Here is a 23,665-nt window from a genome sequence, read left to right as displayed (position 1 = left end):
TCGAGGTAGCGCCATCACCAGAAATTTCTTCCGCCGCTGAGGCGGACCACCGCCCCGGCACGGTTCTCGGAAGAAGAACCGAAGCCGGACAGCACAACCGGTCGCCGAGCCAGACAGGCCGACGTCCGCTCCAGGGAAGGACCCTTCGTGAGCGACACCACCGATCTGATGGGCGCACGTGTCGAGGAGACCGCTGCCGCGCCCGCCACGGACGCTTCCGCGCCTGCCACCGGTGCCGGCTCCCGGCGGCGCCGCGGTACCGGCCTCGAGGGCATGGTGCTGGCCGAGCTGCAGCAGGTCGCGTCCGGCCTCGGAATCAGGGGCACCGCGCGCATGCGCAAGAGCCAGCTGATCGAGGTCATCAAGGAGGCGCAGGCCGCCGGAGGCAGCGCCCCGGCCAAGGCCGACGCGCCCGCCGAGAGCGAGGCCAAGCCCAAGCGCCGTGCCACCTCCCGTGCCCGTACGGACGACGCCGCCGCGGAGAAGAGCGCGGACGCTCCCGCCGAGGCCCCCGCCGAGAAGGCCGCCGCCGCTGCCCAGCAGCAGATCGACATCCCGGGCCAGCCCTCCCCGAAGGCCGACGCCCCCGCCGAGCAGGCCGCCGCCGAGGCGCCCGCCGAGCGCCGCCGGCGCCGCGCCACCGCCGAGGCCGGAGCCCCGGCCGCGACCGGCACGGTCGCCGCGGACGCCAAGACGGACACCCGTTCCGAGCCGCAGAGCGAGCCGAAGGGCGACGCCCCGGCGCAGCAGGGCCAGCAGTCGCAGAGCCAGCAGTCGCAGGGCGACGCCAAGTCGGACCACGACGGCGAAGGCCGCCGCCGTGACCGCCGGGACCGCGGACGCGACCGCGGCGACCGTGGCACGGAGCGCGGCAACGACCGTGGCAACGACCGCGGGGACCGCCGCGGCAAGGGCGACGACCAGCAGCAGAGCCAGGGCGGCCAGGGCGGCCGGCAGAACCAGGGCCAGCAGCAGGGCGGCGGCGGCCGGCAGGACCGTCAGCACGACGACGACGACTTCGAGGGCGGCCGGCGTGGCCGTCGCGGGCGCTACCGCGACCGCCGTGGCCGCCGTGGCCGCGACGACGTGCAGGAGCCGCAGATCGCCGAGGACGACGTCCTGATCCCGGTCGCGGGCATCCTGGACATCCTCGACAACTACGCCTTCATCCGCACCTCCGGCTACCTGCCGGGCCCGAACGACGTGTACGTCTCCCTCGCCCAGGTCCGCAAGAACGGCCTGCGCAAGGGCGACCACATCACCGGTGCGGTCCGCCAGCCCAAGGAAGGCGAGCGGCGCGAGAAGTTCAACGCGCTCGTCCGCCTCGACTCCGTCAACGGCATGGCGCCCGAACACGGCCGCGGCCGCCCGGAGTTCAACAAGCTCACCCCGCTGTACCCGCAGGACCGGCTGCGCCTGGAGACCGACCCGGGCGTGCTGACCACGCGGATCATCGACCTGGTGTCGCCGATCGGCAAGGGCCAGCGCGGTCTGATCGTGGCCCCGCCGAAGACCGGCAAGACCATGATCATGCAGGCGATCGCCAACGCGATCACCCACAACAACCCCGAGTGCCACCTGATGGTCGTCCTCGTCGACGAGCGTCCGGAAGAGGTCACCGACATGCAGCGGTCGGTCAAGGGCGAGGTCATCTCCTCGACCTTCGACCGCCCGGCCGAGGACCACACCACGGTCGCCGAGCTCGCCATCGAGCGTGCCAAGCGTCTGGTGGAGCTGGGTCACGACGTCGTCGTGCTGCTCGACTCGATCACGCGTCTGGGCCGTGCGTACAACCTCGCCGCCCCGGCCTCCGGCCGCATCCTGTCCGGTGGTGTCGACTCGACGGCCCTGTACCCGCCGAAGCGGTTCTTCGGCGCGGCCCGCAACATCGAGGACGGCGGTTCGCTGACCATCCTCGCCACCGCCCTGGTGGACACCGGGTCCCGCATGGACGAGGTCATCTTCGAGGAGTTCAAGGGCACCGGCAACGCCGAGCTCAAGCTGGACCGCAAGCTCGCCGACAAGCGCATCTTCCCCGCGGTGGACGTCGACGCGTCCGGCACCCGCAAGGAGGAGATCCTGCTGGCGCCCGACGAGCTGGCCATCGTCTGGAAGCTGCGCCGGGTGCTGCACGCCCTGGACCAGCAGCAGGCGGTCGAGCTGCTGCTCGACAAGATGAAGCAGACCAAGTCGAACGCCGAGTTCCTCATGCAGATCCAGAAGACGACGCCGACGCCCGGCAACGGGGACTGACGTCCGACGGGAGCCCGTCCCCGCGCGGGAACGGGCTCCCCGCCCGCAACGCACCGAAGTGGCCGTCCTGCTCGCAGGACGGCCACTTCGCGTGCACTCGGACAGGTGTACGATCACGCTCTTCGGTCCGTCGATCATCCTCCGGGCCGGACATCCGATCCCAAGGGGGGACTCGCGTGGGTACATCCATGTCCGGATCCGGCCGTCACAGACGCCGCGCCCGGATCGCTCTGCCCGTTGCCGCCGCCGGCGTCGCCGCGACGGTCGCCGCCGCGCTGCTGACCTCGTCCGCGGGGGCCGCCCCGGCCCTGCCGCGGCCGACCGTCACACCGGCCGCCACCTCACCGTCGCCCGCCGAGCTGACGCGGCGCGTGACCGGCGCCCTGGCCGGGGACGACCTGCCGGGCGAAGGCAAGCGCTCGGCGCTGTCCGGGAGCACCGACACCGGCTCCCGGGTGGACGCCAAGATCATCGGCGGGAGTACCACCGGCATCAGCACGGCGCCGTGGATGGCCCAGCTCCACTACTACGACGACCGCGGCACCGCCGCCACCACCGACGACATCGGCTTCTTCTGCGGCGGTGCCGTCGTCGCACCGACGAAGATCCTCACCGCCGCGCACTGCGTCAAGGGTTACAACTGGAGGGCCCACGGCGCCGTCGTCACCGGCACCGCCCAACTCCCCTCCGCCGAGGGCGACCTGCACGGCGGCACCGTCAGTGGCGTGTGGCGGCAGTGGCACCACGCGTCGTACAGCGCGCGCACCATCGACAACGACATGGCCGTGCTCACCCTGCCGTCGCCGGTGCGGGCCACCCCGATCCGGCTCACCACCGCCGGGGACACCGCCTCCTACACCGCCGGCCGCAGCGCCAGGGTCTACGGCTGGGGCCGCACCAGCTCCACCAGCCAGGACGGCTCGCAGGTCCTGAAGACCGCCACCCTGCCGATCCAGTCCGACGCCACCTGCGCCCGCACGTACGGCACGGACTTCGTCAAGGGCCACATGGTCTGCGCGGGCCCGCCCGCCACCGGCTCGGACGCCGGCACCACCTCCGCCTGCAACGGCGACTCCGGCGGGCCCCTCGTCGTGAACAACCGGATCGTCGGCGTGGTCTCCTGGGGCGTGAAGGACTGCGTGGAGCGGGGCGCCCACAGCGTCTTCGCCAAGGTGAGCGGCTACGTCGGCGCCACCTACCCGCGGATCGACGACTCCGACCTCAGCGGCGACCACCGGGCCGACCTGTGGCTGCGCAAGGCGTCCAACACCACCGGCTACTCCCGCGACTCCAAGGGCACCTCCTTCGCCGCCCGCAGGAGCTGGGGCAGCTGGAAGGGCGTGAACACCGTCCTGCAGACGGACCTGAACCGGGACGGCCACCAGGACCTGGTGTACCGGCGCAGCAGTGACGGCGACGTCTTCTGGACCCGCTACGTGATCTCCAGCGGCGCCTGGTCCACCAAGCGGGTCTTCGACAACTGGAAGTCGCGCACCCGCATCGTCGCCCCGGGCGACGTCACCGGCGACTACCTGCCCGACCTGCTGTCCGTCGACTCCGCCGGCGTGCTGTGGATCTACCCCGGCAAGGGCAACGGCACGTTCGCGAGCCGGGTCAAGGCCGGCACCGGCTGGAACCAGTACGACACGGTGCGCGGTCACGGCGACTTCAACGGCGACGGCCGCACCGACCTGATCGCCCGAACCAAGGGCAAGGGGTACGTGTACCTGTACAAGGGCACCGGCAAGGCCGGCACGGCGGCCTTCGCCGGGCGGGTGAAGGTGCGCACCTGGACCGCGAAGACCTACAACACCCTCGTCACCCCGGGCGACGTCACCGGCGACGGCCGGGCGGACCTGCTGGCCCGGAAGCCGAACGGCACCCTGTACCTGTACCGGGGGACCGGGAAGGCCACCAGCGAGATCTTCGCCACACGCACGTCCGTCGGCACCGATTTCAAGCAGTACGACATCCTCGGCTGACGCCGCAGGTGAGAGCCGGATCCACCGTTCCCGGCGGAACCCGGACGTGCCCGGCCGGCCCCCGGCCGGGCACAGGGCCCCGTGCAACCCTGTGCCCGGTTTCCCCGTCTGAGGCGGAGAGCGACGATAGGTGTCACAAGGGTCTTCACCGGCCATGTCCGACACCGACCGCAGGGGGTACCCGACCGGACACGAGCTGAGGAGCGCATGACTGCCGAGAGCACACCGGGATCCGGTGCACCCGGACCCGGCACACCGGGGGAGCCCGCCGCGGAAGGGCCGCGCCGACGGGCCGGCGGCACGCGGCGCCGGCCGCGTGGCAAGCGCACCGGTCTCAGGATCGCCGCGTGGACCGCCGCGGGCATCGTCGTGCTGGGCGGCACGGGTCTCGGCTACGTCTACTTCACGCTCAACGGGAACATCAGCAGCGTCGACATCGACCAGGCCCTCGGCACCGACCGGCCCGACAAGGCGGACAACGGCTCCGAGAACATCCTCGTCCTCGGCTCCGACACCCGCGCCGGCGGCAACAAGGACCTCGGGGGCGGCGCCGACGACGGCACCGCCCGCTCGGACACCGCGATGATCGTGCACGTCCACGAGGGCCACGAGAAGGCCAGCGTGGTCTCGCTGCCCCGGGACACCCTCATCGACCGGCCCGAGTGCACCGACGCCGACGGCGGCACCCACCCCGCCGCCCGCAACGTCATGTTCAACTCCGCGTACTCCACCGGCGGGGCCGCCTGCGCGGTGAAGACCGTCGAGGAGATCACCGACCTGCGCATGGACCACTACCTGGAGGTCGACTTCTCCGGCTTCCGGAAGCTCATCGACGAACTCGGCGGCGTCGAGATCACCACCAGCAGGCCCATCGACGACCCCGACAGCCACCTGAAGCTGGACCCCGGCACCCACCGGCTCGACGGCGAACAGGCCCTCGGCCTGGTCCGCACCCGGCACGGCGTCGGCGACGGCTCCGACCTCGGCCGCATCCAGCTCCAGCAGGCCTTCATCAAGGCCCTCGTCCGGCAGGTCAGGGACGTCGGCGTCCTCACCAACCCGAAGAAGCTCTACGACCTCGCCGACACCGCCACCCGGGCCGTCACCACCGACTCGGGCCTGGGCTCGGTGAACTCCCTGATCTCCTTCGCCAACGGCCTGAAGGGCATCGGTCCGGACGACCTGCGGATGGTGACCATGCCGGTGCGGTACGACCCCGCCGACCCCAACCGCGTACTCGTCCAGCAGGACAAGGCCCGCCTGGTCTGGGACGCGCTCAAGAACGACCGGGCGATCCCCGGGGCGGCGACCGAGGACTCGGCCACCGGTGAGGCCGAGGACGTCGTCAGCGCACCGTAGGGCCCACCCGGTGCCCATCCCGGCCCGCGCCCCGGCCGGACCCCTCCGCCGCCGGACCCCTCCGCCGACGGGAAACCCGCCCCCGAGGGAACAAAAAACGGCCACCCCCGGTTTTGGGTGGAGGCCCCAGTCCTGGCAGACTGGTTCGTCGGCTCCGGTTCACGCTCCCGCACCCCGTGGTGGCGACCCGGCGCCCTCCCGGAATCTAGGAGACACCTTGAAGCGCGACATCCACCCCGAGTACGTCGAGACCCAGGTCAGCTGCACCTGCGGTGCGTCGTTCACGACCCGCAGCACGATCGAGTCCGGCACCATCCGGGCCGAGGTCTGCTCCGAGTGCCACCCGTTCTACACGGGCAAGCAGAAGATCCTCGACACCGGTGGCCGTGTGGCCCGCTTCGAGGCCCGCTTCGGCAAGGCTTCCGGCTCCAAGAAGTAGCGAGCCGCCCATCGCCGGTCCACGGCAGCGTCCCCGGCCGGGGGCGCTCCCGGGACCGGCGTTTTTGGTCGCCCGCCCCTTCACCCCGCAGACCGCAGGAGCCCAAGATGTTCGAGGCCGTCGAGGAACTCGTCGCCGAGCACGCCGACCTGGAGAAGAAGCTCGCCGACCCGTCGGTCCACGCCGACCAGGCCAACGCGCGCAAGCTGAACAAGCGCTACGCCGAACTCACCCCGATCCTCGCCACGTACCGCTCCTGGAAGCAGACCGGCGACGACATCGAGACCGCGCGCGAACTGGCCGCCGACGACCCCGACTTCGCCGCCGAGGTCAAGGACCTGGAGCAGCAGCGCGAGGAGCTCACCGAGAAGCTCCGCCTGCTCCTCGTCCCCCGCGACCCCAGCGACGACAAGGACGTCATCCTGGAGATCAAGGCGGGCGCCGGCGGTGACGAGTCCGCCCTGTTCGCCGGCGATCTGCTGCGCATGTACCTGCGCTACGCCGAGCGCGTGGGGTGGAAGACCGAGATCATCGACGCCACCGAGTCCGAGCTGGGCGGCTACAAGGACGTCCAGGTCGCCGTGAAGGCCCGCGGCCAGGTCGAGCCCGGCCAGGGCGTGTGGGCCCGGCTGAAGTACGAGGGCGGGGTGCACCGGGTGCAGCGGGTGCCCGCCACCGAGTCGCAGGGCCGCATCCACACCTCCGCGGCGGGCGTCCTGGTCACGCCCGAGGCGGAGGAGGTCGACGTGGAGATCAACCCCAACGACCTGCGCATCGACGTCTACCGCTCCTCCGGGCCCGGCGGGCAGTCCGTGAACACCACCGACTCCGCCGTGCGGATCACGCATGTCCCGACCGGCGTCGTCGCCTCCTGCCAGAACGAGAAGAGCCAGCTCCAGAACAAGGAGCAGGCCCTGCGCATCCTGCGCTCCCGGCTGCTCGCCATGGCCCAGGAGGAGGCGGAGCGGGAGGCCGCCGACGCCCGCCGCAGCCAGGTCCGCACCGTCGACCGCTCCGAGAAGATCCGGACCTACAACTTCCCGGAGAACCGCATCTCCGACCACCGCGTCGGCTTCAAGGCGTACAACCTGGACCAGGTCCTGGACGGCGACCTCGCCGCGGTGATCCAGGCCTGCGTCGACGCGGACTCGGCCGCCAAGCTGGCCGCAGCGTAATCCCCGTAGACCGTCCGGAGGACCCGTGAACCTGCTGCTCGCCGAGGTGGCCCAGGCCACCCAGCGGCTCGCCGACGCCGGCGTGCCCTCGCCGCGTACCGACGCGGAGGAGCTCGCCGCGTTCGTGCACGGCGTCAAGCGCGGCGAGCTGCACCACGTGCCCGACTCCGACTTCGACGCCCGGTACTGGGAGGTCATCGCCCGCCGCGAGGCGCGCGAACCGCTCCAGCACATCACCGGCCACGCCTACTTCCGGTACCTGGAGCTCCAGGTCGGCCCCGGGGTGTTCGTGCCGCGCCCGGAGACCGAGTCCGTCGTCGGCTGGGCCATAGACGCCGTCCGCGCGATGGACGTCGTCGAGCCGTGCATCGTCGACCTGTGCACCGGCTCGGGCGCCATCGCGCTCGCCCTCGCCCAGGAGGTGCCGCGCTCGCGCGTGCACGCCGTGGAACTGTCCGAGGACGCGCTGCGCTGGACCCGCCGCAACATGGAGGGCTCCAGGGTCGACCTGCGTCAGGGCGACGCGCTGACCGCGTTCCCCGACCTCGACGGCCAGGTCGACCTGGTCATCTCCAACCCGCCGTACATCCCGCTCACCGAGTGGGAGTACGTCGCCCCCGAGGCCCGGGACTACGACCCCGGCCTGGCCCTGTTCTCCGGCGAGGACGGTCTGGACCTGATCCGCGGCCTGGAACGCACCGCGCACCGGCTGCTGCGCCCCGGCGGCGTGGTCGTCGTCGAGCACGCGGACACCCAGGGCGGCCAGGTGCCCTGGATCTTCGCCGAGGACCGCGGCTGGACGGACGCCGCGGACCACCCCGACCTGAACAACCGCCCCCGGTTCGCCACCGCGCGCAAGGCACTGCCGTGAGCGGCCCGCAGACTCCCTTTCCCAGCAGCACGTGTACGAGGAGGCCCGCCTCATGGCCCGGCGATACGACACCAACGACGTGACCGACCGCGCGACCGGTCTGCGCGAGGCCGCATCGGCGGTACGTCGTGGCGAACTCGTGGTGCTGCCCACGGACACCCTCTACGGCATCGGCGCGGACGCCTTCACCCCCGAGGCGGTCGGCGACCTGCTGGAGGCCAAGGGCCGCGGCCGGAACATGCCCACCCCCGTCCTCATCGGCTCCCCGAACACGCTGCACGGCCTCGTCACGGACTTCTCCGAGCAGGCCTGGGAACTCGTCGACGCCTTCTGGCCGGGCGCGCTGACGCTGGTCGCCCGGCACCAGCCGTCCCTCCAGTGGGACCTCGGGGACACCCGCGGCACGGTCGCCGTGCGCATGCCGCTGCACCCCGTCGCGATCGAACTGCTCACCGAGGTCGGCCCCATGGCCGTGTCGTCGGCCAACCTCACGGGCCACCCGGCTCCCGAGGACTGCGACGCCGCCCAGGAGATGCTCGGCGACTCCGTCTCCGTCTACCTCGACGGCGGGCCCACCCCCGGCATCGTCCCGTCCTCGATCGTCGACGTCACCCGCCCCGTGCCGGTGCTGCTGCGCGAGGGCGCCCTCTCGCCGGACGAACTGCGCAAGGTCGTACCAGACCTCGAGGTGGCGAATTGACAGCCCCTGAGGCGGGGCGTGGCATAGGCAACGAGGAACACGGCGCGGAGATCACGTCGACCTTCGGCTTCCCGCGCGACACCTTCCGCATCCTCCACGTCAGCACCGGCAACGTCTGCCGCTCACCCATCACCGAGCGGCTGACCCGGCACTTCGTCAGCCAGCGGCTGGGCATCCTGGGCGGCGGGCTGATCGTGGAGAGCGCCGGCACCTGGGGCCACGAGGGCGCACCCATGGAGACCCACGCGGAGACCGTGCTGGGCGAGTACGGTGCGGACGCCTCCGGCTTCGTCGGCCGCGAACTGCTCGACGAGCACGTCATACGGGCCGACCTGGTCCTCACCGCGACCCGCGACCACCGCGCCCAGGTCATCTCCATGGGCCACTCGGCCGGGCTGCGCACCTTCACGCTGAAGGAGTTCACCCGCCTGGTGAACGCCATCGACCCCGCGACCCTGCCCCCGCTCGACGACGGCCTGGTCATGCGCGCCCGCGCCCTGGTCCGCGCCGCCGCCGCACTGCGCGGCTGGCTCCTGGCCCCCACGGCCGAGGCGGACGAGGTCCACGACCCGTACGGGGCGCCCCTGACGTTCTTCCGCTCCATCGGCGACGAGATACACGAGGCCCTGGACCCGGTGGTGACGGCGCTGACGGGGGTTCCGGCGCGCGCCTGAGCCGGTGACGGCGCCGACGGAAGCTCCGGGCGCGCGCCTGACCCCCCCGGGGGCCCCTACGGGGCGGGCAGATCCGGAGCGGCCGGGCCCCGGGGCAAGGGCGTTCCGGGCAGGGGCCGCGCCGGCTGCCGTGACCCGTCCGGCCCCCACCGGTTCCGCAGCCGCGCGTTTCCCGAGGCCCCGGCCTACATTGGTGCTACGTCAGCGTCGACGTCCGGGAGCCCCACCATGACGGTCAGCCCTGCCCTCGAAGCCGATGTCCTGCGCCGGCAGGACCCCGAACTCGCCGACATCCTGCGCGGTGAGCGCGAGCGGCAGCGGACGACGCTCCAGCTGAGCGCCGCCGAGAACTTCACGTCCCCGGCCGTGCTGGCCGCGCTCGGCTCCGCCCTGGCCAACAAGTACGCCGAGGGCTACCCGGGGGCCCGGCACCACGGAGGCTGCGCCTACGCCGACGCCGCCGAGCGTCTCGCCGTGGAGCGCGCCAAGGCGCTGTTCGGCGCCGAGCACGCCAACGTCCAGGCGCACTCCGGCTCCTCCGCCGTCCTCGCGGCCTACGCCGCCCTGCTGCGCCCCGGCGACACCGTCCTCGCCCTCGGGCTGCCCCACGGCGGTCACCTCACCCACGGGGCGCCCGGCAACTTCTCCGGCCGCTGGTTCCGCTTCGTCGGCTACGGGGTGGACGCGGAGAGCGGCCTCGTCGACCACGAGCAGGTCCGCGCCCTCGCCCTCGCCCACCGGCCCAAGGCGATCGTGTGCGGTTCCATCGCCTACCCGCGCCACATCGATCACGGCTTCTTCCGCGAGGTCGCCGACGAGGTGGGCGCCCACCTCATCGCCGACGCCGCCCACCCCATCGGCCTGGTCGCCGGGGGAGCGGCGCCGAACCCGGTGCCGTACGCGGACATCGTCTGCGCCACCACTCACAAGGTGCTGCGCGGTCCGCGCGGCGGGATGCTGCTGTGCCGCGCCGAGCTGGCCGAGCGCGTGGACCGGGCGGTGTTCCCCTTCACCCAGGGCGGCGCCCAGATGCACACCGTCGCCGCGAAGGCCGTCGCGTTCGGCGAGGCGGCCACCCCCGCCTACACGGTGTACGCCCACCAGACCGTCGCCAACGCCCGGGCGCTGGCCGCCGCCCTGGCAGCCGAGGGACTGGTCGTCACCACCGGCGGCACGGACACCCACCTGATCACCGCCGACCCGTCCCCGCTCGGCGTCGACGGCCGCACGGCCCGCGGCCGGCTGGAGGCGGCCGGGCTGGTGCTGGAGTGCTGCGCGCTGCCGCACGCCGACGCCCGCGGACTGCGCCTGGGCACGGCCGCGGTCACCACCCAGGGCATGGGGACGCGGGAGATGACCTTCGTGGCCGGACTGCTGGCGAGCGTGCTGCGCGGCGGGACGGAGGCGGCGCGGGCTCGGGAGGACGTACGGGAACTGGCCGCCGCGTTCCCGCCGTACCCGCACTGAGCGCCGGGCCGCCGGGTAGGCGGACAGGATGCACAGTCGTCCGTGCAACCATCGTCGCTACCCGGAAGTCCCCACCCATATGCGTGCCTCGCTAGGGTGTGGGGCTGTGATGGCCAGCGAGACCTGTGGGGAAGCCCGTGCGTGAATACCTGCTGACGCTCTGCATCACGGCCGCGGTGACGTACCTGCTGACCGGTCCGGTCCGCAAGTTCGCGATCGTGGCCGGTGCGATGCCGGAGATCAGGGCGCGGGACGTGCACCGGGAGCCGACGCCGCGGCTCGGGGGCATCGCGATGTTCCTCGGACTGTGCGCGGGCCTGCTGGTCGCCGGCCATCTGACGAACCTCAACGAGGTCTTCGAGAAGTCCAACGAACCACGGGCCCTGCTGTCGGGCGCCGCCCTCATCTGGCTGCTCGGGGTGCTCGACGACAAGTTCGAGATCGACGCCCTGCTGAAGCTGGGCGCCCAGATGATCGCCGCGGGCGTCATGATCCTTCAGGGGCTGACGATCCTGTGGCTGCCGATCCCGGGCATCGGCACGGTGGCCGTCACACCCTGGCAGGGGAACCTGATCACCGTCGCCCTGGTGGTCATCACCATCAACGCGGTCAACTTCGTCGACGGACTCGACGGCCTCGCGGCCGGCATGGTGTGCATCGCGGCCACGGCGTTCTTCCTCTACAGCTACCGGCTCTGGTACGGCTACGGTGCCGAGGCGGCCGCGCCGGCCACGCTGTTCTCCGCCGTGCTCATCGGGATGTGCCTCGGCTTCCTGCCCCACAACATGCATCCCGCGCGGATCTTCATGGGGGACTCCGGTTCGATGCTGATCGGGCTGGTGCTCGCGGCGAGCGCGGTGTCCGTCACGGGGCAGCTGGACGTCGAGGCGCTCAACGTCAACCTGGGCGGCGACCGGGAGACGACCCATGCGATGCTTCCCGTCTTCATCCCGCTGCTGATGCCGCTGACGATCATCGCGGTGCCCATGGCCGACCTGATCCTGGCGATCGTGCGGCGCACCTGGCGCGGCCAGTCGCCGTTCGCAGCGGACCGGGGGCACCTGCACCACCGGCTGCTGGAGATCGGCCACTCGCACAGCCGGGCGGTGCTGATCATGTACTTCTGGTCGGCGCTGATCGCCTTCGGCGCGCTCGCCTACTCCGTCAACTCGGCGTCCATGTGGATCGTCCTGGGCGTGGTGCTGCTCAGTGCCATCGGCCTGGTCCTGCTCCTGCTGCCGCGCTTCACGCCGCGCACCCCGCGCTGGCTGGAGGCCTTCGTCCCGCCGCGCTACCGGCGGCGGCGCGGGGCCGGCGGAGCGGCGGCGGGTGCCCGGGCGCCCGAGGTGCGCGACGGCGCGGCGCAGGCCGCGGGGGCGGCGGCGGAGGAGCGGACGCCCGTCGCGGCCGGTGTCGCCGGGGTCAACGGGGCGACCGCCGTGGGCCACCGCGCACGCCTGGGCGGCGACCGCCGGGCCCCGGCCGAGGCGGACGCCCGCTCGGCGCCCACGGCGCGGTGAGCGGGACGCACGGCGGGACCGCGGCCGGTCGGCGCCCACGGGCGCGGTGAGCGGGGCGCACGGCGTCACCGCAGGGCGCTGAGCGAGCGGCTCGGCTCTGGCATCCGCCGAGTCCGGCGGGCCCGCGGGTGTGAGCGGGGGAACACCGGCGGCCCGGTCGGTGGGCAAGGTAAGAATCCCCCTAGAACATTGCCAACTCGTGGCAGATCGTTGGGGCTCCGTTGGGCCCTCCTTGAGGGTGCGAATCGCCCCAATATCAGGCATGTCGTCCCGAACCCCGGTCCTGACATGCGGGTTCACCCATCCGTGTGACACCGAGCACGCTCGTCGGGTAAAGACTGCATCAAATAGTTTGTGATACCGTTCACGAGTCCCCGGGCAGAGCCGCCGGGCCGCAGTGCGACGGCCCGCTCGGTGCGAGGAATTTCCATCCGGTCCGGGGGACTACGCTCGTCCGTGACGACACCCCCTTGCCATCTGAAAGCGGAGTTGCCGCCATGCCGTCAATCGACGTCCGGATCCTGATCAAGGCTGCCGTGCCCACCGCTGCCGTCGGTGCGGTCGCAGTCGCGATCGGCGCCGCCGTCGAGGGCGGCAAGGGCGCGATCGGGGGAGGTGTCGGGACGCTGCTCGTGATCCTCCTCATGGGAGTGGGGCTGTACGTCATGCAGTGGACCGCCAAGTCGCTGCCCCATCTGTTCCAGGCCATGGGACTGATGATGTACCTGGCGCAGATCCTGCTGATGTTCATCTTCATCGCACTGTTCAAGGACACGACGCTGTTCCATCCGAAGGTCTTCGCCCTCTCCCTGCTCGTCTGCACCCTCACCTGGGTCGCCGCGCAGGCCCGGGCGCACATGAAGGCCAAGTTCCTCTACGTGGAACCGGATTCGACGGTGAGTGAGCAGAAGAAGGAAACTCCGGGGCGTTCGTCGTGAGGCGTAGGGCCGCGATAAAGGCGCATGCGGGACCCTGCTATCGTCCGGTGCCAACTGCGGCATCGCGGGCGCGGGCATCCGAGATGACGCCTGCCGTATCGCGAGGCGTGATGCCCCCCGGCCGCCCCCACATTCGTTACACCAGTCCCGTGCCGATCCGCGGCCTCGTGCCGCGCCGACACCACGAGGTTGCCCAATCCATGCGCCACGCCGAAGGAGCCCGCGGTGAGTGCTGACCCGACGCAGGTGCTCGCCTTCGAGACCGACTGCCACATCTTCGACGGCTGTGGCTTCCCGTCTCCCGGGCTGCACTCGTTCGTCTTCGAGCCCCTCTGGGGCGACGGCGACAGCAACCTGTACTTCAACAAAGTGATGTTGCTGGCGCTGATCGGCTCACTCGTCGTGATCGCCTTCTTCTGGGCGGCCTTCCGCCGGCCCAGGGTCGTTCCCGGCAAGCTGCAGATGGTCGCCGAGGCGGGATACGACTTCGTCCGCCGGGGCGTCGTCTACGAGACCATGGGCAAGCGCGAGGGCGAGAAGTACGTCCCGTTCATCGTCGCCCTGTTCTTCTTCGTGTGGATGATGAACCTCTGGTCGATCATCCCGCTCGCCCAGTTCCCGGTGACGTCGATCATCGCCTACCCGGCGGCGCTCGCCCTGGTCGTCTACGCGGTCTGGGTCTCGTTGACCTTCAAGAAGCACGGCTTCGTCGGCGCCCTGAAGAACTTCACCGGTTACGACAAGTCGCTCGGCGCCGCGCTCCCGGTCGTCATGCTGATCGAGGCCTTCTCGAACCTGCTCGTGCGCCCCTTCACGCACGCCGTGCGACTCTTCGCGAACATGTTCGCGGGTCACATTCTGATCGTGCTGTTCACCATCGCCAGTTGGTACCTGCTGAACGGCATCGGGATCGCCTACGCCGGCGTCTCGTTCGTGATGGTGCTCGTGATGACCGCCTTCGAGCTCTTCATCCAGGCCCTGCAGGCCTACGTCTTCGTCCTGCTGGCCTGCACCTACATCCAGGGCGCGCTCGCCGAGCAGCACTGAGCCGCCCCGCTCCACACCCCCAGTCGTCCGGTGGCGCACCCCCACCGGCCCGTGAAGAAAAGGAAGAACTGGCATGTCCCAGACCCTCGCTGCCGTCTCCGGCTCGATCGCTTCCGTCGGTTACGGCATCGCCGCCTTCGGCCCCGGCATCGGCGTCGGCATCATCTTCGGCAAGGGCACCGAAGCCATCGCCCGCCAGCCCGAGGCCGCCGGCCTGATCCGCGCCAACCAGATCCTCGGCTTCGCCTTCTGTGAGGCGCTCGCCCTGATCGGCCTGGTCATGCCGTTCGTCTACGGCACGTGATCATCTGATTCACGACCGCCCCTCTAGACGAAAGGCACTTTGATATGAACGCACTGCTTCATATCGCGGCCGAGGAGCCTCAGAACCCCCTCGTCCCGCCGATTCCCGAGCTCGTCATCGGCCTGCTCGCCTTCGTCATCGTCTTCGGCTTCCTCGCCAAGAAGCTCCTCCCGAACATCAACAAGGTTCTGGAGGAGCGCCGCGAGGCGATCGAGGGCGGGATCGAGAAGGCCGAGGCCGCTCAGACCGAGGCCCAGAGCGTGCTGGAGCAGTACAAGGCCCAGCTCGCCGAGGCCCGGCACGAGGCCGCGCGCCTGCGCCAGGAGGCACAGGAGCAGGGCGCCACGCTCATCGCCGAGATGCGCGCGGAGGGCCAGCGGCAGCGTGAGGAGATCATCGCCGCCGGTCACACCCAGGTCGAGGCCGACCGCAAGGCCGCGTCCGCGGCCCTGCGCCAGGACATCGGCCGGCTCGCCACCGAACTGGCGGGCAAGCTCGTCGGTGAGTCCCTCGAGGACCACGCCCGGCAGAGCCGTGTGATCGACCGCTTCCTCGACCAGCTCGAGGAGAAGGCCGAGGCAGCACGATGAACGGAGCGAGCCGCGAGGCACTGGCCGCCGCACGTGAGCGGCTCGACGCGCTGACGGACTCCACGTCCGTGGACGCGGCGCAGCTCGCCGACGAGCTGGCCGCCGTCACCGCGCTGCTCGACCGCGAGGTCAGCTTGCGCCGGGTCCTCACCGACCCGGCGCAGGCCGGCGACGCCAAGGCCGACCTGGTGGGTCGGGTCCTCGGCGGTCAGATCGGCGGCCCGGCCGCCGACCTGGTGGCCGGCACGGTGCGCTCCCGCTGGTCGCAGTCGCGCGACCTGGTGGACGCGCTGGAGGAGCTGGCCAACACGGCCGACTTCACCGCCGCCCAGCGGGCGGGCGTGCTCGACGACGTCGAGGACGAGCTGTTCCGCTTCGGCCGGATCGTCTCGTCCGACACGCAGCTGCGGGCCGCGCTGACCAACCGCGCCGCGAGCGACGCGGCCAAGGGCGAGCTGGTGCGCAGCCTGCTCCGCGGCCGGGCCGGAGCCACGACCGAGCGTCTGGTGACGCGCCTTGTCACCGCGCCGCGCGGACGTAGCCTGGAAGCGGGACTCGAGTCCCTGACCAAGCTCGCCGCGGAGCGCCGCGACCGCGCGGTCGCCGTCGTCACCTCGGCGGTCCCGCTGAGCGACACCCAGAAGCGGCGTCTCGGTGCCGCGCTGGCGAAGCTCTACGGCCGTGAGATGCACCTCAACCTCGACGTGGACCCCGAGGTCCTGGGCGGGATCCGGGTGCGCGTCGGCGACGAGATCATCAACGGCTCGCTCGCGGACCGGCTGGAGGACGCCGCCCGGCGCATGGCGAGCTAGCAGCAAACTCCATAAGCATGACTACGGCCCGGGTTGGGCCGTGCAGAGGATTCACCTCTCATTGGGGGGAGTCCCGACTCGTGGAATACCCCCAAGTGAAACTTCGGGCCCAACAAGGAGAGCAGGGAACTCAGATGGCGGAGCTCACGATCCGGCCGGAGGAGATCCGGGACGCGCTGGAGAATTTCGTCCAGTCGTACAAGCCGGACGCGGCCTCGCGCGAGGAGGTCGGTACGGTCACCCTTGCCGGCGACGGCATCGCAAAGGTCGAGGGTCTTCCGTCGGCCATGGCCAACGAACTGCTGAAGTTCGAGGACGGCACCCTCGGCCTCGCCCTCAACCTCGAGGAGCGCGAGATCGGTGCCATCGTCCTCGGTGAGTTCAGCGGTATCGAGGAGGGACAGCCGGTCACCCGTACCGGCGAGGTCCTGTCCGTCGCCGTGGGCGAGGGCTACCTGGGCCGTGTGGTCGACCCGCTCGGCAACCCGATCGACGGCCTCGGCGAGATCGAGACGGAGGGCCGCCGCGCCCTCGAACTGCAGGCCCCCACGGTCATGCAGCGCAAGTCGGTGCACGAGCCGATGGAGACCGGCTACAAGGCCGTCGACGCCATGACCCCGATCGGCCGCGGTCAGCGTCAGCTGATCATCGGCGACCGCGGCACGGGCAAGACCGCCCTCGCCGTGGACACGATCATCAACCAGCGCGACAACTGGCGCTCCGGCGACGTGAACAAGCAGGTCCGCTGCATCTACGTCGCCATCGGCCAGAAGGGCTCGACCATCGCGTCGGTCCGCCGCGCGCTGGAGGAGAACGGCGCGCTGGAGTACACGACCATCGTCGCCGCCCCGGCGTCCGACCCGGCCGGCTTCAAGTACCTCGCCCCCTACACCGGCTCGGCCATCGGCCAGCAGTGGATGTACGAGGGCAAGCACGTCCTGATCATCTTCGACGACCTGTCGAAGCAGGCCGACGCCTACCGTGCCGTGTCCCTGCTGCTCCGCCGCCCGCCGGGGCGCGAGGCCTACCCGGGCGACGTCTTCTACCTGCACTCCCGTCTGCTGGAGCGCTGCGCGAAGCTGTCCGACGACATGGGTGCCGGTTCGATGACGGGTCTGCCGATCGTCGAGACCAAGGCCAACGACGTGTCGGCGTTCATCCCGACCAACGTCATCTCCATCACCGACGGCCAGTGCTTCCTGGAGTCGGACCTGTTCAACGCCGGTCAGCGGCCCGCGCTGAACGTCGGTATCTCCGTCTCCCGAGTCGGTGGTTCCGCCCAGCACAAGGCGATGAAGCAGGTCTCCGGCCGTCTGCGCGTGGACCTGGCCCAGTTCCGTGAGCTGGAGGCGTTCGCCGCCTTCGGTTCGGACCTGGACGCCGCGTCGAAGGCGCAGCTGGAGCGCGGTCAGCGCATGGTCGAGCTGCTGAAGCAGGACCAGTACCAGCCGATGGCCACCGAGGACCAGGTCGTCTCCGTCTGGGCCGGCACCACCGGCAAGATGGACGAGGTGCCGGTCGCCGACATCCGCCGCTTCGAGAAGGAGCTGCTGGAGTACCTGCACCGCAAGGAGCAGGGCCTCATGACCTCCATCCGCGAGGGCGGCAAGATGTCCGACGACACCCTGCAGGCCGTGGCCGACGCGATCGCGGACTTCAAGAAGCAGTTCGAGACGAGCGACGGCAAGCTGCTCGGCGAGGACGCCCCGGCCGCTGCCGCCAAGTGACGTAAGGAAGGGACCTGACTCATGGGAGCTCAGCTCCGGGTCTACAAGCGTCGCATCCGATCCGTCACCGCGACCAAGAAGATCACCAAGGCGATGGAGATGATCGCCGCCTCGCGAGTCGTCAAGGCGCAGCGCAAGGTGCGGGCCTCCTCGCCGTACGCGGAGGAACTCACCCGCGCGGTCACGGCGGTCGGCACCGGTTCCGACGCCAAGCACCCGCTGACCACCGAGGCGGAGAACCCGGCCCGCGCCGCGGTCCTGCTCCTCACGAGCGACCGCGGCCTGGCCGGCGCCTTCAACGCCAACGCCATCAAGGCCGCGGAGCAGCTGACCGAGCGCCTGGAGCGCGAGGGCAAGCAGGTCGACACGTACATCGTCGGCCGTCGTGGTCTCGCGCACTACAACTTCCGTGAGCGCAAGGTCACGGAGTCGTTCAGCGGCTTCACCGACGACCCCTCGTACGCGGACGCCAAGAAGGTCGCGGCCCCGCTGATCGAGGCCATCGAGAAGGACGCGGCGGACGGCGGCGTGGACGAGCTCCACATCGTCTACACCGAGTTCGTGTCGATGATGACGCAGACGGCGGTCGGCGCCCGGCTGCTGCCGCTGCGTCTCGAAGAGGTCGCCGAGGAGTCGGCGACGAAGGACGAGATCCTTCCGCTGTACGACTTCGAGCCCTCGGCGGAGGATGTCCTCGACGCCCTGCTGCCGCGCTACGTGGAGAGCCGTGTCTACAACGCGCTGCTCCAGTCGGCCGCTTCGAAGCACGCCGCCACGCGGCGCGCGATGAAGTCGGCCACCGACAACGCGGGCGAGCTGATCAACACGCTCTCCCGGCTTGCCAACGCGGCCCGCCAGGCCGAAATCACCCAGGAAATCAGCGAGATCGTCGGTGGCGCCAGTGCACTGGCCGACGCGACCGCGGGGAGTGACAAGTAATGACCACCACTGTTGAGACCGCGACGGCTACGGGCCGCGTCGCCCGGGTCATCGGCCCGGTCGTCGACGTGGAGTTCCCCGTCGACTCGATGCCGGACATCTACAACGCCCTCCACGTCGAGGTCGCCGACCCGGCCAACGCGGGCGAGCTGAAGACGCTGACCCTGGAGGTCGCCCAGCACCTGGGTGACGGCCTGGTCCGCACCATCTCCATGCAGCCCACCGACGGCCTGGTCCGCCAGGCCCCGGTGACGGACACCGGCTCCGCCATCTCCGTCCCGGTCGGCGACTTCACCAAGGGCAAGGTGTTCAACACCCTCGGTGAGGTGCTGAACGTCGACGAGCAGTACGAGGGCGAGCGCTGGCCGATCCACCGCAAGGCGCCCAGCTTCGACGAGCTCGAGTCGAAGACCGAGATGTTCGAGACCGGCGTCAAGGTCATCGACCTCCTCACCCCGTACGTCAAGGGTGGAAAGATCGGTCTGTTCGGCGGTGCCGGCGTCGGCAAGACGGTGCTCATCCAGGAGATGATCTACCGCGTCGCCAACAACCACGACGGTGTGTCGGTGTTCGCCGGTGTCGGTGAGCGCACCCGTGAGGGCAACGACCTCATCGACGAGATGAGCGAGTCGGGCGTCATCGACAAGACCGCGCTGGTCTTCGGCCAGATGGACGAGCCGCCGGGGACGCGTCTGCGCGTCGCGCTGGCCGGCCTGACCATGGCCGAGTACTTCCGCGACGTCCAGAAGCAGGACGTGCTGTTCTTCATCGACAACATCTTCCGCTTCACCCAGGCGGGTTCCGAGGTGTCGACCCTGCTCGGCCGCATGCCCTCCGCGGTGGGCTACCAGCCGAACCTGGCCGACGAGATGGGTCTCCTCCAGGAGCGCATCACCTCGACCCGTGGTCACTCGATCACCTCGATGCAGGCGATCTACGTCCCCGCGGACGACCTGACCGACCCGGCCCCGGCCACCACCTTCGCCCACCTCGACGCGACGACGGTGCTCTCCCGTCCGATCTCGGAGAAGGGCATCTACCCGGCCGTGGACCCGCTGGACTCGACGTCCCGGATCCTGGACCCGCGCTACATCGCGCAGGACCACTACGACGCGGCCATGCGCGTGAAGAACATCCTGCAGAAGTACAAGGACCTGCAGGACATCATCGCGATCCTCGGTATCGACGAGCTCGGCGAGGAGGACAAGCTCGTCGTCCACCGTGCCCGTCGCGTGGAGCGCTTCCTGTCCCAGAACACCCACGTCGCCAAGCAGTTCACCGGCGTGGACGGTTCGGACGTGCCGCTGGACGAGTCGATCGCCGCGTTCAACGCGATCTGCGACGGCGAGTACGACCACTTCCCGGAGCAGGCGTTCTTCATGTGCGGTGGCATCGAGGACCTGAAGAAGAACGCGAAGGAGCTGGGCGTCTCCTGACCCCCGCGCCGTGGGTGGGCCCCCGGGCCCACCCCTGAGGGGGCGGGTCCGTCCCGCCCCCTCCTTCACGCCCCTTAGACTTGTAATCGACACCCGGCACGACCGCCGGGTGGTGACCCGAGGAGCCACCTTGGCAGCTGAGCTGCACGTCGCGCTGGTCGCGGCCGACCGAGAGGTCTGGTCCGGCACGGCCACTCTGGTCGTCGCGCGCACCACGTCCGGCGACATCGGCGTCATGGCCGGTCACCAGCCGCTGCTCGGTGTGCTGGAATCGGGCCCCGTGACCATCCGCACCGGCGAGGGGGAGACGGTCGTCGCCGCCGTGCACGGCGGTTTCGTCTCCTTCGCGGACAACAAGCTGTCGCTGCTGGCGGAGTTCGCCGAACTGGCGGGCGAGATCGACGTCCAGAGCGCGGAGCAGGAACTGGCCCGCGCGAAGGCGGAGGACGATGCCGTGGCCGAGCGCCGCGCGAACGTCCGCCTGCGGACGGCGTCGGCGGCCCGCTGAATCCAGCGCTGTGCGATGACGTGACTCAGCCGCGGCCGGCACCGGAGCAATCCGGAGCCGGCCGCGGCTGAGGCAGATCTGGATGATTTTTCCGTTCCGTTACCTAGGAGACGAGGAGGTCGGTGTCGATGGTCCTCGCTCTGACTGTGTGCGGAATCGTGGTGGTACTCGTGGTGGCGGGCCTGTTCGTGTTCGGGCTGCGCCGCCGCCTCATCCAGCGCTCCGGCGGGACGTTCGACTGCAGCCTGCGCTGGGACGCGCCCGAGGCCGGTGACTCCGGCGGCAAGGGCTGGGCCTACGGCGTGGCCCGCTACAACGGTGACCGGGTGGAGTGGTTCCGCGTCTTCTCCTACGCGCCCCGCCCGCGCCGGGTCCTGGAACGCTCCGCCATCGAGGTGGCCGGCCGCCGCGTCCCGGAGGGCGAGGAGGAGCTGGCGCTGCTCTCGGACGCGGTGATCCTCGCCTGCCGGCACCGCGGCACGCTCCTGGAACTCGCGATGAGCGAGGACGCGCTGACCGGCTTCCTCGCCTGGCTGGAAGCGGCTCCGCCGGGACAGAGGGTGAACGTCGCCTAGAGCGGCGTTCAGGGCCCCTCTGGGTGGGGGTCCCCCCCCGGCGGCGGAGCCGTTGGGGGAGGGTGAACGTCGCGTAGGGCGGCGTTCGGGGAGCCGCTGGGTGGGGGTGCCCCCGGCGGCGATGCCCCGTCGGCTCGGGAAGGTCCGACGACGGTGCGCATCCGCCGCGTTCCGAGCGTGCAGAGCTCTCACCGAGGGTGACCGGCGCCCACAACGATCTCGTCCCTTCCGCGGCAAGCGGTCCCGAGGCTGCCGCCCCGGAGCCGCAAGCCCCCCTGCCGTGCCCGCGAGCGGCCCCCTGGCGGAGTCGAACCGGGCGAGGACGTCGTGGCGCCGGCCGGGTGCGGCGTCCGCTGCCGGCGACGGGGCGGGGGTGGTGCCGGAGCGGGGCGCGGCACGGCTCCGGCCGGCGTACGGGAACCGCCCCCGGACGCGGTCGTCCGGGGGCGGTCCTGTGCCCGTGGCCCTGAGGCCGGGGCGTTGCGGTCGTTGTTACTTCAGGCCGCTGTCGATGGCGCTCACGAGTTCGCCGTTCGCGGTGTCACCGCTGAACTCCCAGAAGAACGCGCCGCCCAGGCCCTGGTTCTTGGCCCAGGCCATCTTGCTCTTGATGGTGGCGGGGGTGTCGTAGGACCACCAGTTGTTGCCGCAGTGGGCGTACGCGGTGCCGGCGAAGGTGCCGGTCACGGGGCAGGTGTTCTTCAGGACCTTGTAGTCCTCGATGCCCGCCTCGTAGGTGCCGGGCGCCGCGCCCGTCGCGGTGCCGCCGGGGGCGGACTGGGTGACGCCGGTCCAGCCGCGGCCGTAGAAGCCGATGCCGAGCAGCAGCTTCTTCGCCGGGACGCCCTTCGCCTTGAGCTTGGCGATCGCGGCGGCCGAGTTGAAGCCCTCCTTCGGGATGCCCTCGAACGAGGTCAGCGGCGAGTGCGGGTTGGTCGGGCCGGTCTTGTCCCAGGCGCCGAAGTAGTCGTACGTCATCACGTTGTACCAGTCGAGGTACTGCGCGGCGCCGCCGTAGTCGGCGGCGTCGATCTTGCCGCCGTCGGAGCCGTCCGCGGTGATGGCGGCGGTGACCAGGTAGTCGTCGCCGAACTCGGCGCGCAGGGCCTGCGAGAGGTTCTTGAAGGCCGCAGGGCCGCTGGTGTCACAGGTCAGGCCGCAGGCGTTGGGGTACTCCCAGTCGATGTCGATGCCGTCGAAGACGTCGGCCCAGCGCGGGTCCTCCACGACCTGCTTGCAGGACTTGGCGAACGCGGCCGGGTTCTGTGCGGCCTGGCCGAAGCCGCCGGAGTAGGTCCAGCCGCCGAAGGAGTACAGCACCTTGATGTGCGGGTACTTGGCCTTCAGCTGGCGCAGCTGGTTGAAGTTGCCGCGCAGCGGCTGGTCCCAGGCGTCGGCCTGGCCGCTGACGGACTGGTCGGCGGTGTAGGCCTTGTCGGTGGCGGCGTAGGCGTCGTCCAGCTTGCACTGGCCGTTCACCACGTTGCCGAAGGAGTAGTTGATGTGGGTGATCTTGGCGGCCGAGCCGGACGTCACGAGGTCCTTGACGTGGTAGTTGCGGCCGTAGACGCCCCACTCGGTGAAGTAGCCGAGGTTGATCTTGTCGCCGGGGGGCGGCGGCGGTTCCTCGGTGTTGCCGGTGGTGCGGACCTTCACCGCGCCGCTGACCGGGCCGGTCTGGTCGGCGGTGTCGCGGGCCTGCACGGAGTAGGAGTAGTCGGTGCCCTTGCTGAGCCCGGTGTCCGTGTAGGTGGTGCCGGTGACCGTGGCGACCTTGGCGCCGTCGCGGAGCACGTCGTAGTTCTTGACGCCCTTGTCGTCGGTCGCCGCCGCCCACGACAGCTTCACCGAGGTGTCGGTGATGTTGGAGGCGGTGGGGGTGCCGGGCGCGGAGGGTGCCTCGTCGTCGGGGACGCTGCCGCCGCCGTCGCAGCTGCCGCCGTTGAGCTTGCAGCCGGAGGGGGAGCCGGTGCCGCTGCCGTTGAAGCCGAAGGAGACGGACGCCCCGGGGGCGAGGGTGCCGTTCCAGCCGAGGTTCTTGGCGGTCCAGTGGTCACCGGAGTTGGTGACGGTGGCGTCCCAGGCCGAGGTCACCTTGGTGCCGACCGGGAAGTCCCACTCGATGGTCCAGGCGTTGATGGTGGTGGTGCCGGTGTTCTTCACCGTCCACTTGCCCTCGAAGCCGGAGCCCCAGTCCTGGGTCTTGGCGTAGGTGGCGGTGGCGGAGGTGGCGGCCTGGGCGGGCGGTGCGAGGGCGACCAGGCCCGACAGGGGGAGCAGCAGGGTCGCGAATCCTGCCGCGGCTCTGTGTCTGAAGCGCATGCTGCGCCTCCTTGTGAGGTTGTGGAG

21 protein-coding genes are annotated in these 23,665 nt (G+C 70.8%); 20 read left to right on the top strand and 1 reads right to left on the bottom strand.

Annotated features, from left to right (window positions below; genetic code table 11):
* Positions 1 to 147: 147 nt before the first annotated feature.
* The 20 genes from rho (at position 148) to ACSU53_RS09265 (ending at position 21,316) form a co-directional block, all read left to right on the top strand.
* Complete coding sequence (gene rho, locus ACSU53_RS09360; protein ID WP_437026348.1) at positions 148 to 2,253, top strand: transcription termination factor Rho; 2,106 nt, start codon at positions 148 to 150, stop codon at positions 2,251 to 2,253.
* 188 nt (positions 2,254 to 2,441) lie between these two features.
* The gene (locus ACSU53_RS09355; protein ID WP_437033094.1) at positions 2,442 to 4,235 is read left to right on the top strand and encodes a trypsin-like serine protease; all 1,794 of its coding nucleotides are present in this window, start codon (positions 2,442 to 2,444) and stop codon (positions 4,233 to 4,235) included.
* Positions 4,236 to 4,442: 207 nt separating this feature from the next.
* Positions 4,443 to 5,594, top strand: a complete 1,152-nt coding sequence (locus ACSU53_RS09350; RefSeq protein WP_437026346.1) for an LCP family protein — start codon at positions 4,443 to 4,445, stop codon at positions 5,592 to 5,594.
* Positions 5,595 to 5,811: 217 nt separating this feature from the next.
* A complete protein-coding gene (gene rpmE / locus ACSU53_RS09345) occupies positions 5,812 to 6,033 on the top strand; it encodes a 50S ribosomal protein L31 (protein ID WP_393105289.1) in 222 nt (73 codons plus the stop codon).
* Positions 6,034 to 6,140: 107 nt separating this feature from the next.
* The gene (prfA, locus tag ACSU53_RS09340; protein WP_437026344.1) at positions 6,141 to 7,208 is read left to right on the top strand and encodes a peptide chain release factor 1; all 1,068 of its coding nucleotides are present in this window, start codon (positions 6,141 to 6,143) and stop codon (positions 7,206 to 7,208) included.
* Positions 7,209 to 7,233: 25 nt separating this feature from the next.
* On the top strand, positions 7,234 to 8,079 hold the full coding sequence (gene prmC / locus ACSU53_RS09335) for a peptide chain release factor N(5)-glutamine methyltransferase (protein ID WP_362091788.1): 846 nt from the start codon (positions 7,234 to 7,236) through the stop codon (positions 8,077 to 8,079).
* Positions 8,080 to 8,131: 52 nt separating this feature from the next.
* Positions 8,132 to 8,779 (top strand): L-threonylcarbamoyladenylate synthase, encoded by a 648-nt coding sequence (locus tag ACSU53_RS09330; protein WP_437026341.1) that lies wholly within the window; start codon positions 8,132 to 8,134, stop codon positions 8,777 to 8,779.
* Positions 8,776 to 9,453, top strand: coding sequence for a protein-tyrosine-phosphatase (locus ACSU53_RS09325; protein WP_437026339.1), 678 nt, complete (start codon positions 8,776 to 8,778; stop codon positions 9,451 to 9,453). The genes ACSU53_RS09330 and ACSU53_RS09325 overlap by 4 nt, the downstream gene beginning before the upstream one ends.
* Before the next feature lie 228 nt (positions 9,454 to 9,681).
* Positions 9,682 to 10,920 (top strand): serine hydroxymethyltransferase, encoded by a 1,239-nt coding sequence (gene glyA / locus ACSU53_RS09320; RefSeq protein WP_437026337.1) that lies wholly within the window; start codon positions 9,682 to 9,684, stop codon positions 10,918 to 10,920.
* Positions 10,921 to 11,057: 137 nt separating this feature from the next.
* Complete coding sequence (locus ACSU53_RS09315; protein WP_437026335.1) at positions 11,058 to 12,440, top strand: MraY family glycosyltransferase; 1,383 nt, start codon at positions 11,058 to 11,060, stop codon at positions 12,438 to 12,440.
* 497 nt (positions 12,441 to 12,937) lie between these two features.
* Positions 12,938 to 13,378: a hypothetical protein gene (locus tag ACSU53_RS09310; protein ID WP_437026333.1), complete on the top strand. Its 441-nt coding sequence runs from the start codon at positions 12,938 to 12,940 to the stop codon at positions 13,376 to 13,378.
* A 225-nt stretch (positions 13,379 to 13,603) separates the two neighbouring features.
* Positions 13,604 to 14,425, top strand: a complete 822-nt coding sequence (gene atpB / locus ACSU53_RS09305; protein WP_164442807.1) for a F0F1 ATP synthase subunit A — start codon at positions 13,604 to 13,606, stop codon at positions 14,423 to 14,425.
* 73 nt (positions 14,426 to 14,498) lie between these two features.
* Positions 14,499 to 14,729 (top strand): ATP synthase F0 subunit C, encoded by a 231-nt coding sequence (gene atpE, locus ACSU53_RS09300; RefSeq protein ID WP_164442808.1) that lies wholly within the window; start codon positions 14,499 to 14,501, stop codon positions 14,727 to 14,729.
* Between the two features lie 44 nt (positions 14,730 to 14,773).
* Positions 14,774 to 15,319 (top strand): F0F1 ATP synthase subunit B, encoded by a 546-nt coding sequence (locus ACSU53_RS09295; protein ID WP_362091809.1) that lies wholly within the window; start codon positions 14,774 to 14,776, stop codon positions 15,317 to 15,319.
* A complete protein-coding gene (locus ACSU53_RS09290) occupies positions 15,316 to 16,131 on the top strand; it encodes a F0F1 ATP synthase subunit delta (protein ID WP_437026330.1) in 816 nt (271 codons plus the stop codon). Before ACSU53_RS09295 ends, ACSU53_RS09290 begins: the two co-directional genes overlap by 4 nt.
* A 134-nt stretch (positions 16,132 to 16,265) precedes the next feature.
* Positions 16,266 to 17,858, top strand: a complete 1,593-nt coding sequence (gene atpA, locus ACSU53_RS09285) for a F0F1 ATP synthase subunit alpha (protein ID WP_432054249.1) — start codon at positions 16,266 to 16,268, stop codon at positions 17,856 to 17,858.
* Positions 17,859 to 17,879: 21 nt separating this feature from the next.
* Positions 17,880 to 18,797: a F0F1 ATP synthase subunit gamma gene (locus ACSU53_RS09280; protein WP_437026328.1), complete on the top strand. Its 918-nt coding sequence runs from the start codon at positions 17,880 to 17,882 to the stop codon at positions 18,795 to 18,797.
* Positions 18,797 to 20,233 carry a F0F1 ATP synthase subunit beta gene (atpD, locus tag ACSU53_RS09275; RefSeq protein ID WP_437026326.1) on the top strand — a complete coding sequence of 479 codons (1,437 nt, stop codon included), beginning with the start codon at positions 18,797 to 18,799 and terminating at the stop codon, positions 20,231 to 20,233. The genes ACSU53_RS09280 and atpD overlap by 1 nt, the downstream gene beginning before the upstream one ends.
* A gap of 130 nt (positions 20,234 to 20,363) precedes the next feature.
* Positions 20,364 to 20,741, top strand: coding sequence for a F0F1 ATP synthase subunit epsilon (locus ACSU53_RS09270; protein ID WP_437026324.1), 378 nt, complete (start codon positions 20,364 to 20,366; stop codon positions 20,739 to 20,741).
* Between the two features lie 128 nt (positions 20,742 to 20,869).
* The gene (locus tag ACSU53_RS09265; RefSeq protein WP_362091826.1) at positions 20,870 to 21,316 is read left to right on the top strand and encodes a DUF2550 domain-containing protein; all 447 of its coding nucleotides are present in this window, start codon (positions 20,870 to 20,872) and stop codon (positions 21,314 to 21,316) included.
* A 492-nt stretch (positions 21,317 to 21,808) separates the two neighbouring features.
* Here ACSU53_RS09265 and ACSU53_RS09260 read toward each other — a convergent pair whose 3' ends face one another.
* Positions 21,809 to 23,638: a glycosyl hydrolase family 18 protein gene (locus ACSU53_RS09260; RefSeq protein WP_437026322.1), complete on the bottom strand. Its 1,830-nt coding sequence runs from the start codon at positions 23,636 to 23,638 to the stop codon at positions 21,809 to 21,811.
* Positions 23,639 to 23,665 lie beyond the last annotated feature (27 nt).

Source organism: Streptomyces sp. enrichment culture (assembly GCF_964273255.1).
GTDB lineage: Bacteria > Actinomycetota > Actinomycetes > Streptomycetales > Streptomycetaceae > Streptomyces.
This window is presented reverse-complemented; position numbering and strand designations above follow the sequence as displayed.

Coding starts and splice junctions, on each gene's coding strand:
- ACSU53_RS09355 (WP_437033094.1), top strand. CDS start 2,442: ATGTCCGGATCCGGCCGTCACAGACGCCGCGCCCGGATCGCTCTGCCC.
- ACSU53_RS09350 (WP_437026346.1), top strand. CDS start 4,443: ATGACTGCCGAGAGCACACCGGGATCCGGTGCACCCGGACCCGGCACA.
- prfA (WP_437026344.1), top strand. CDS start 6,141: ATGTTCGAGGCCGTCGAGGAACTCGTCGCCGAGCACGCCGACCTGGAG.
- ACSU53_RS09330 (WP_437026341.1), top strand. CDS start 8,132: ATGGCCCGGCGATACGACACCAACGACGTGACCGACCGCGCGACCGGT.
- glyA (WP_437026337.1), top strand. CDS start 9,682: ATGACGGTCAGCCCTGCCCTCGAAGCCGATGTCCTGCGCCGGCAGGAC.
- ACSU53_RS09310 (WP_437026333.1), top strand. CDS start 12,938: ATGCCGTCAATCGACGTCCGGATCCTGATCAAGGCTGCCGTGCCCACC.
- atpE (WP_164442808.1), top strand. CDS start 14,499: ATGTCCCAGACCCTCGCTGCCGTCTCCGGCTCGATCGCTTCCGTCGGT.
- ACSU53_RS09295 (WP_362091809.1), top strand. CDS start 14,774: ATGAACGCACTGCTTCATATCGCGGCCGAGGAGCCTCAGAACCCCCTC.
- ACSU53_RS09290 (WP_437026330.1), top strand. CDS start 15,316: ATGAACGGAGCGAGCCGCGAGGCACTGGCCGCCGCACGTGAGCGGCTC.
- atpA (WP_432054249.1), top strand. CDS start 16,266: ATGGCGGAGCTCACGATCCGGCCGGAGGAGATCCGGGACGCGCTGGAG.
- ACSU53_RS09280 (WP_437026328.1), top strand. CDS start 17,880: ATGGGAGCTCAGCTCCGGGTCTACAAGCGTCGCATCCGATCCGTCACC.
- atpD (WP_437026326.1), top strand. CDS start 18,797: ATGACCACCACTGTTGAGACCGCGACGGCTACGGGCCGCGTCGCCCGG.
- ACSU53_RS09265 (WP_362091826.1), top strand. CDS start 20,870: ATGGTCCTCGCTCTGACTGTGTGCGGAATCGTGGTGGTACTCGTGGTG.
- ACSU53_RS09260 (WP_437026322.1), bottom strand. CDS start 23,638: ATGCGCTTCAGACACAGAGCCGCGGCAGGATTCGCGACCCTGCTGCTC.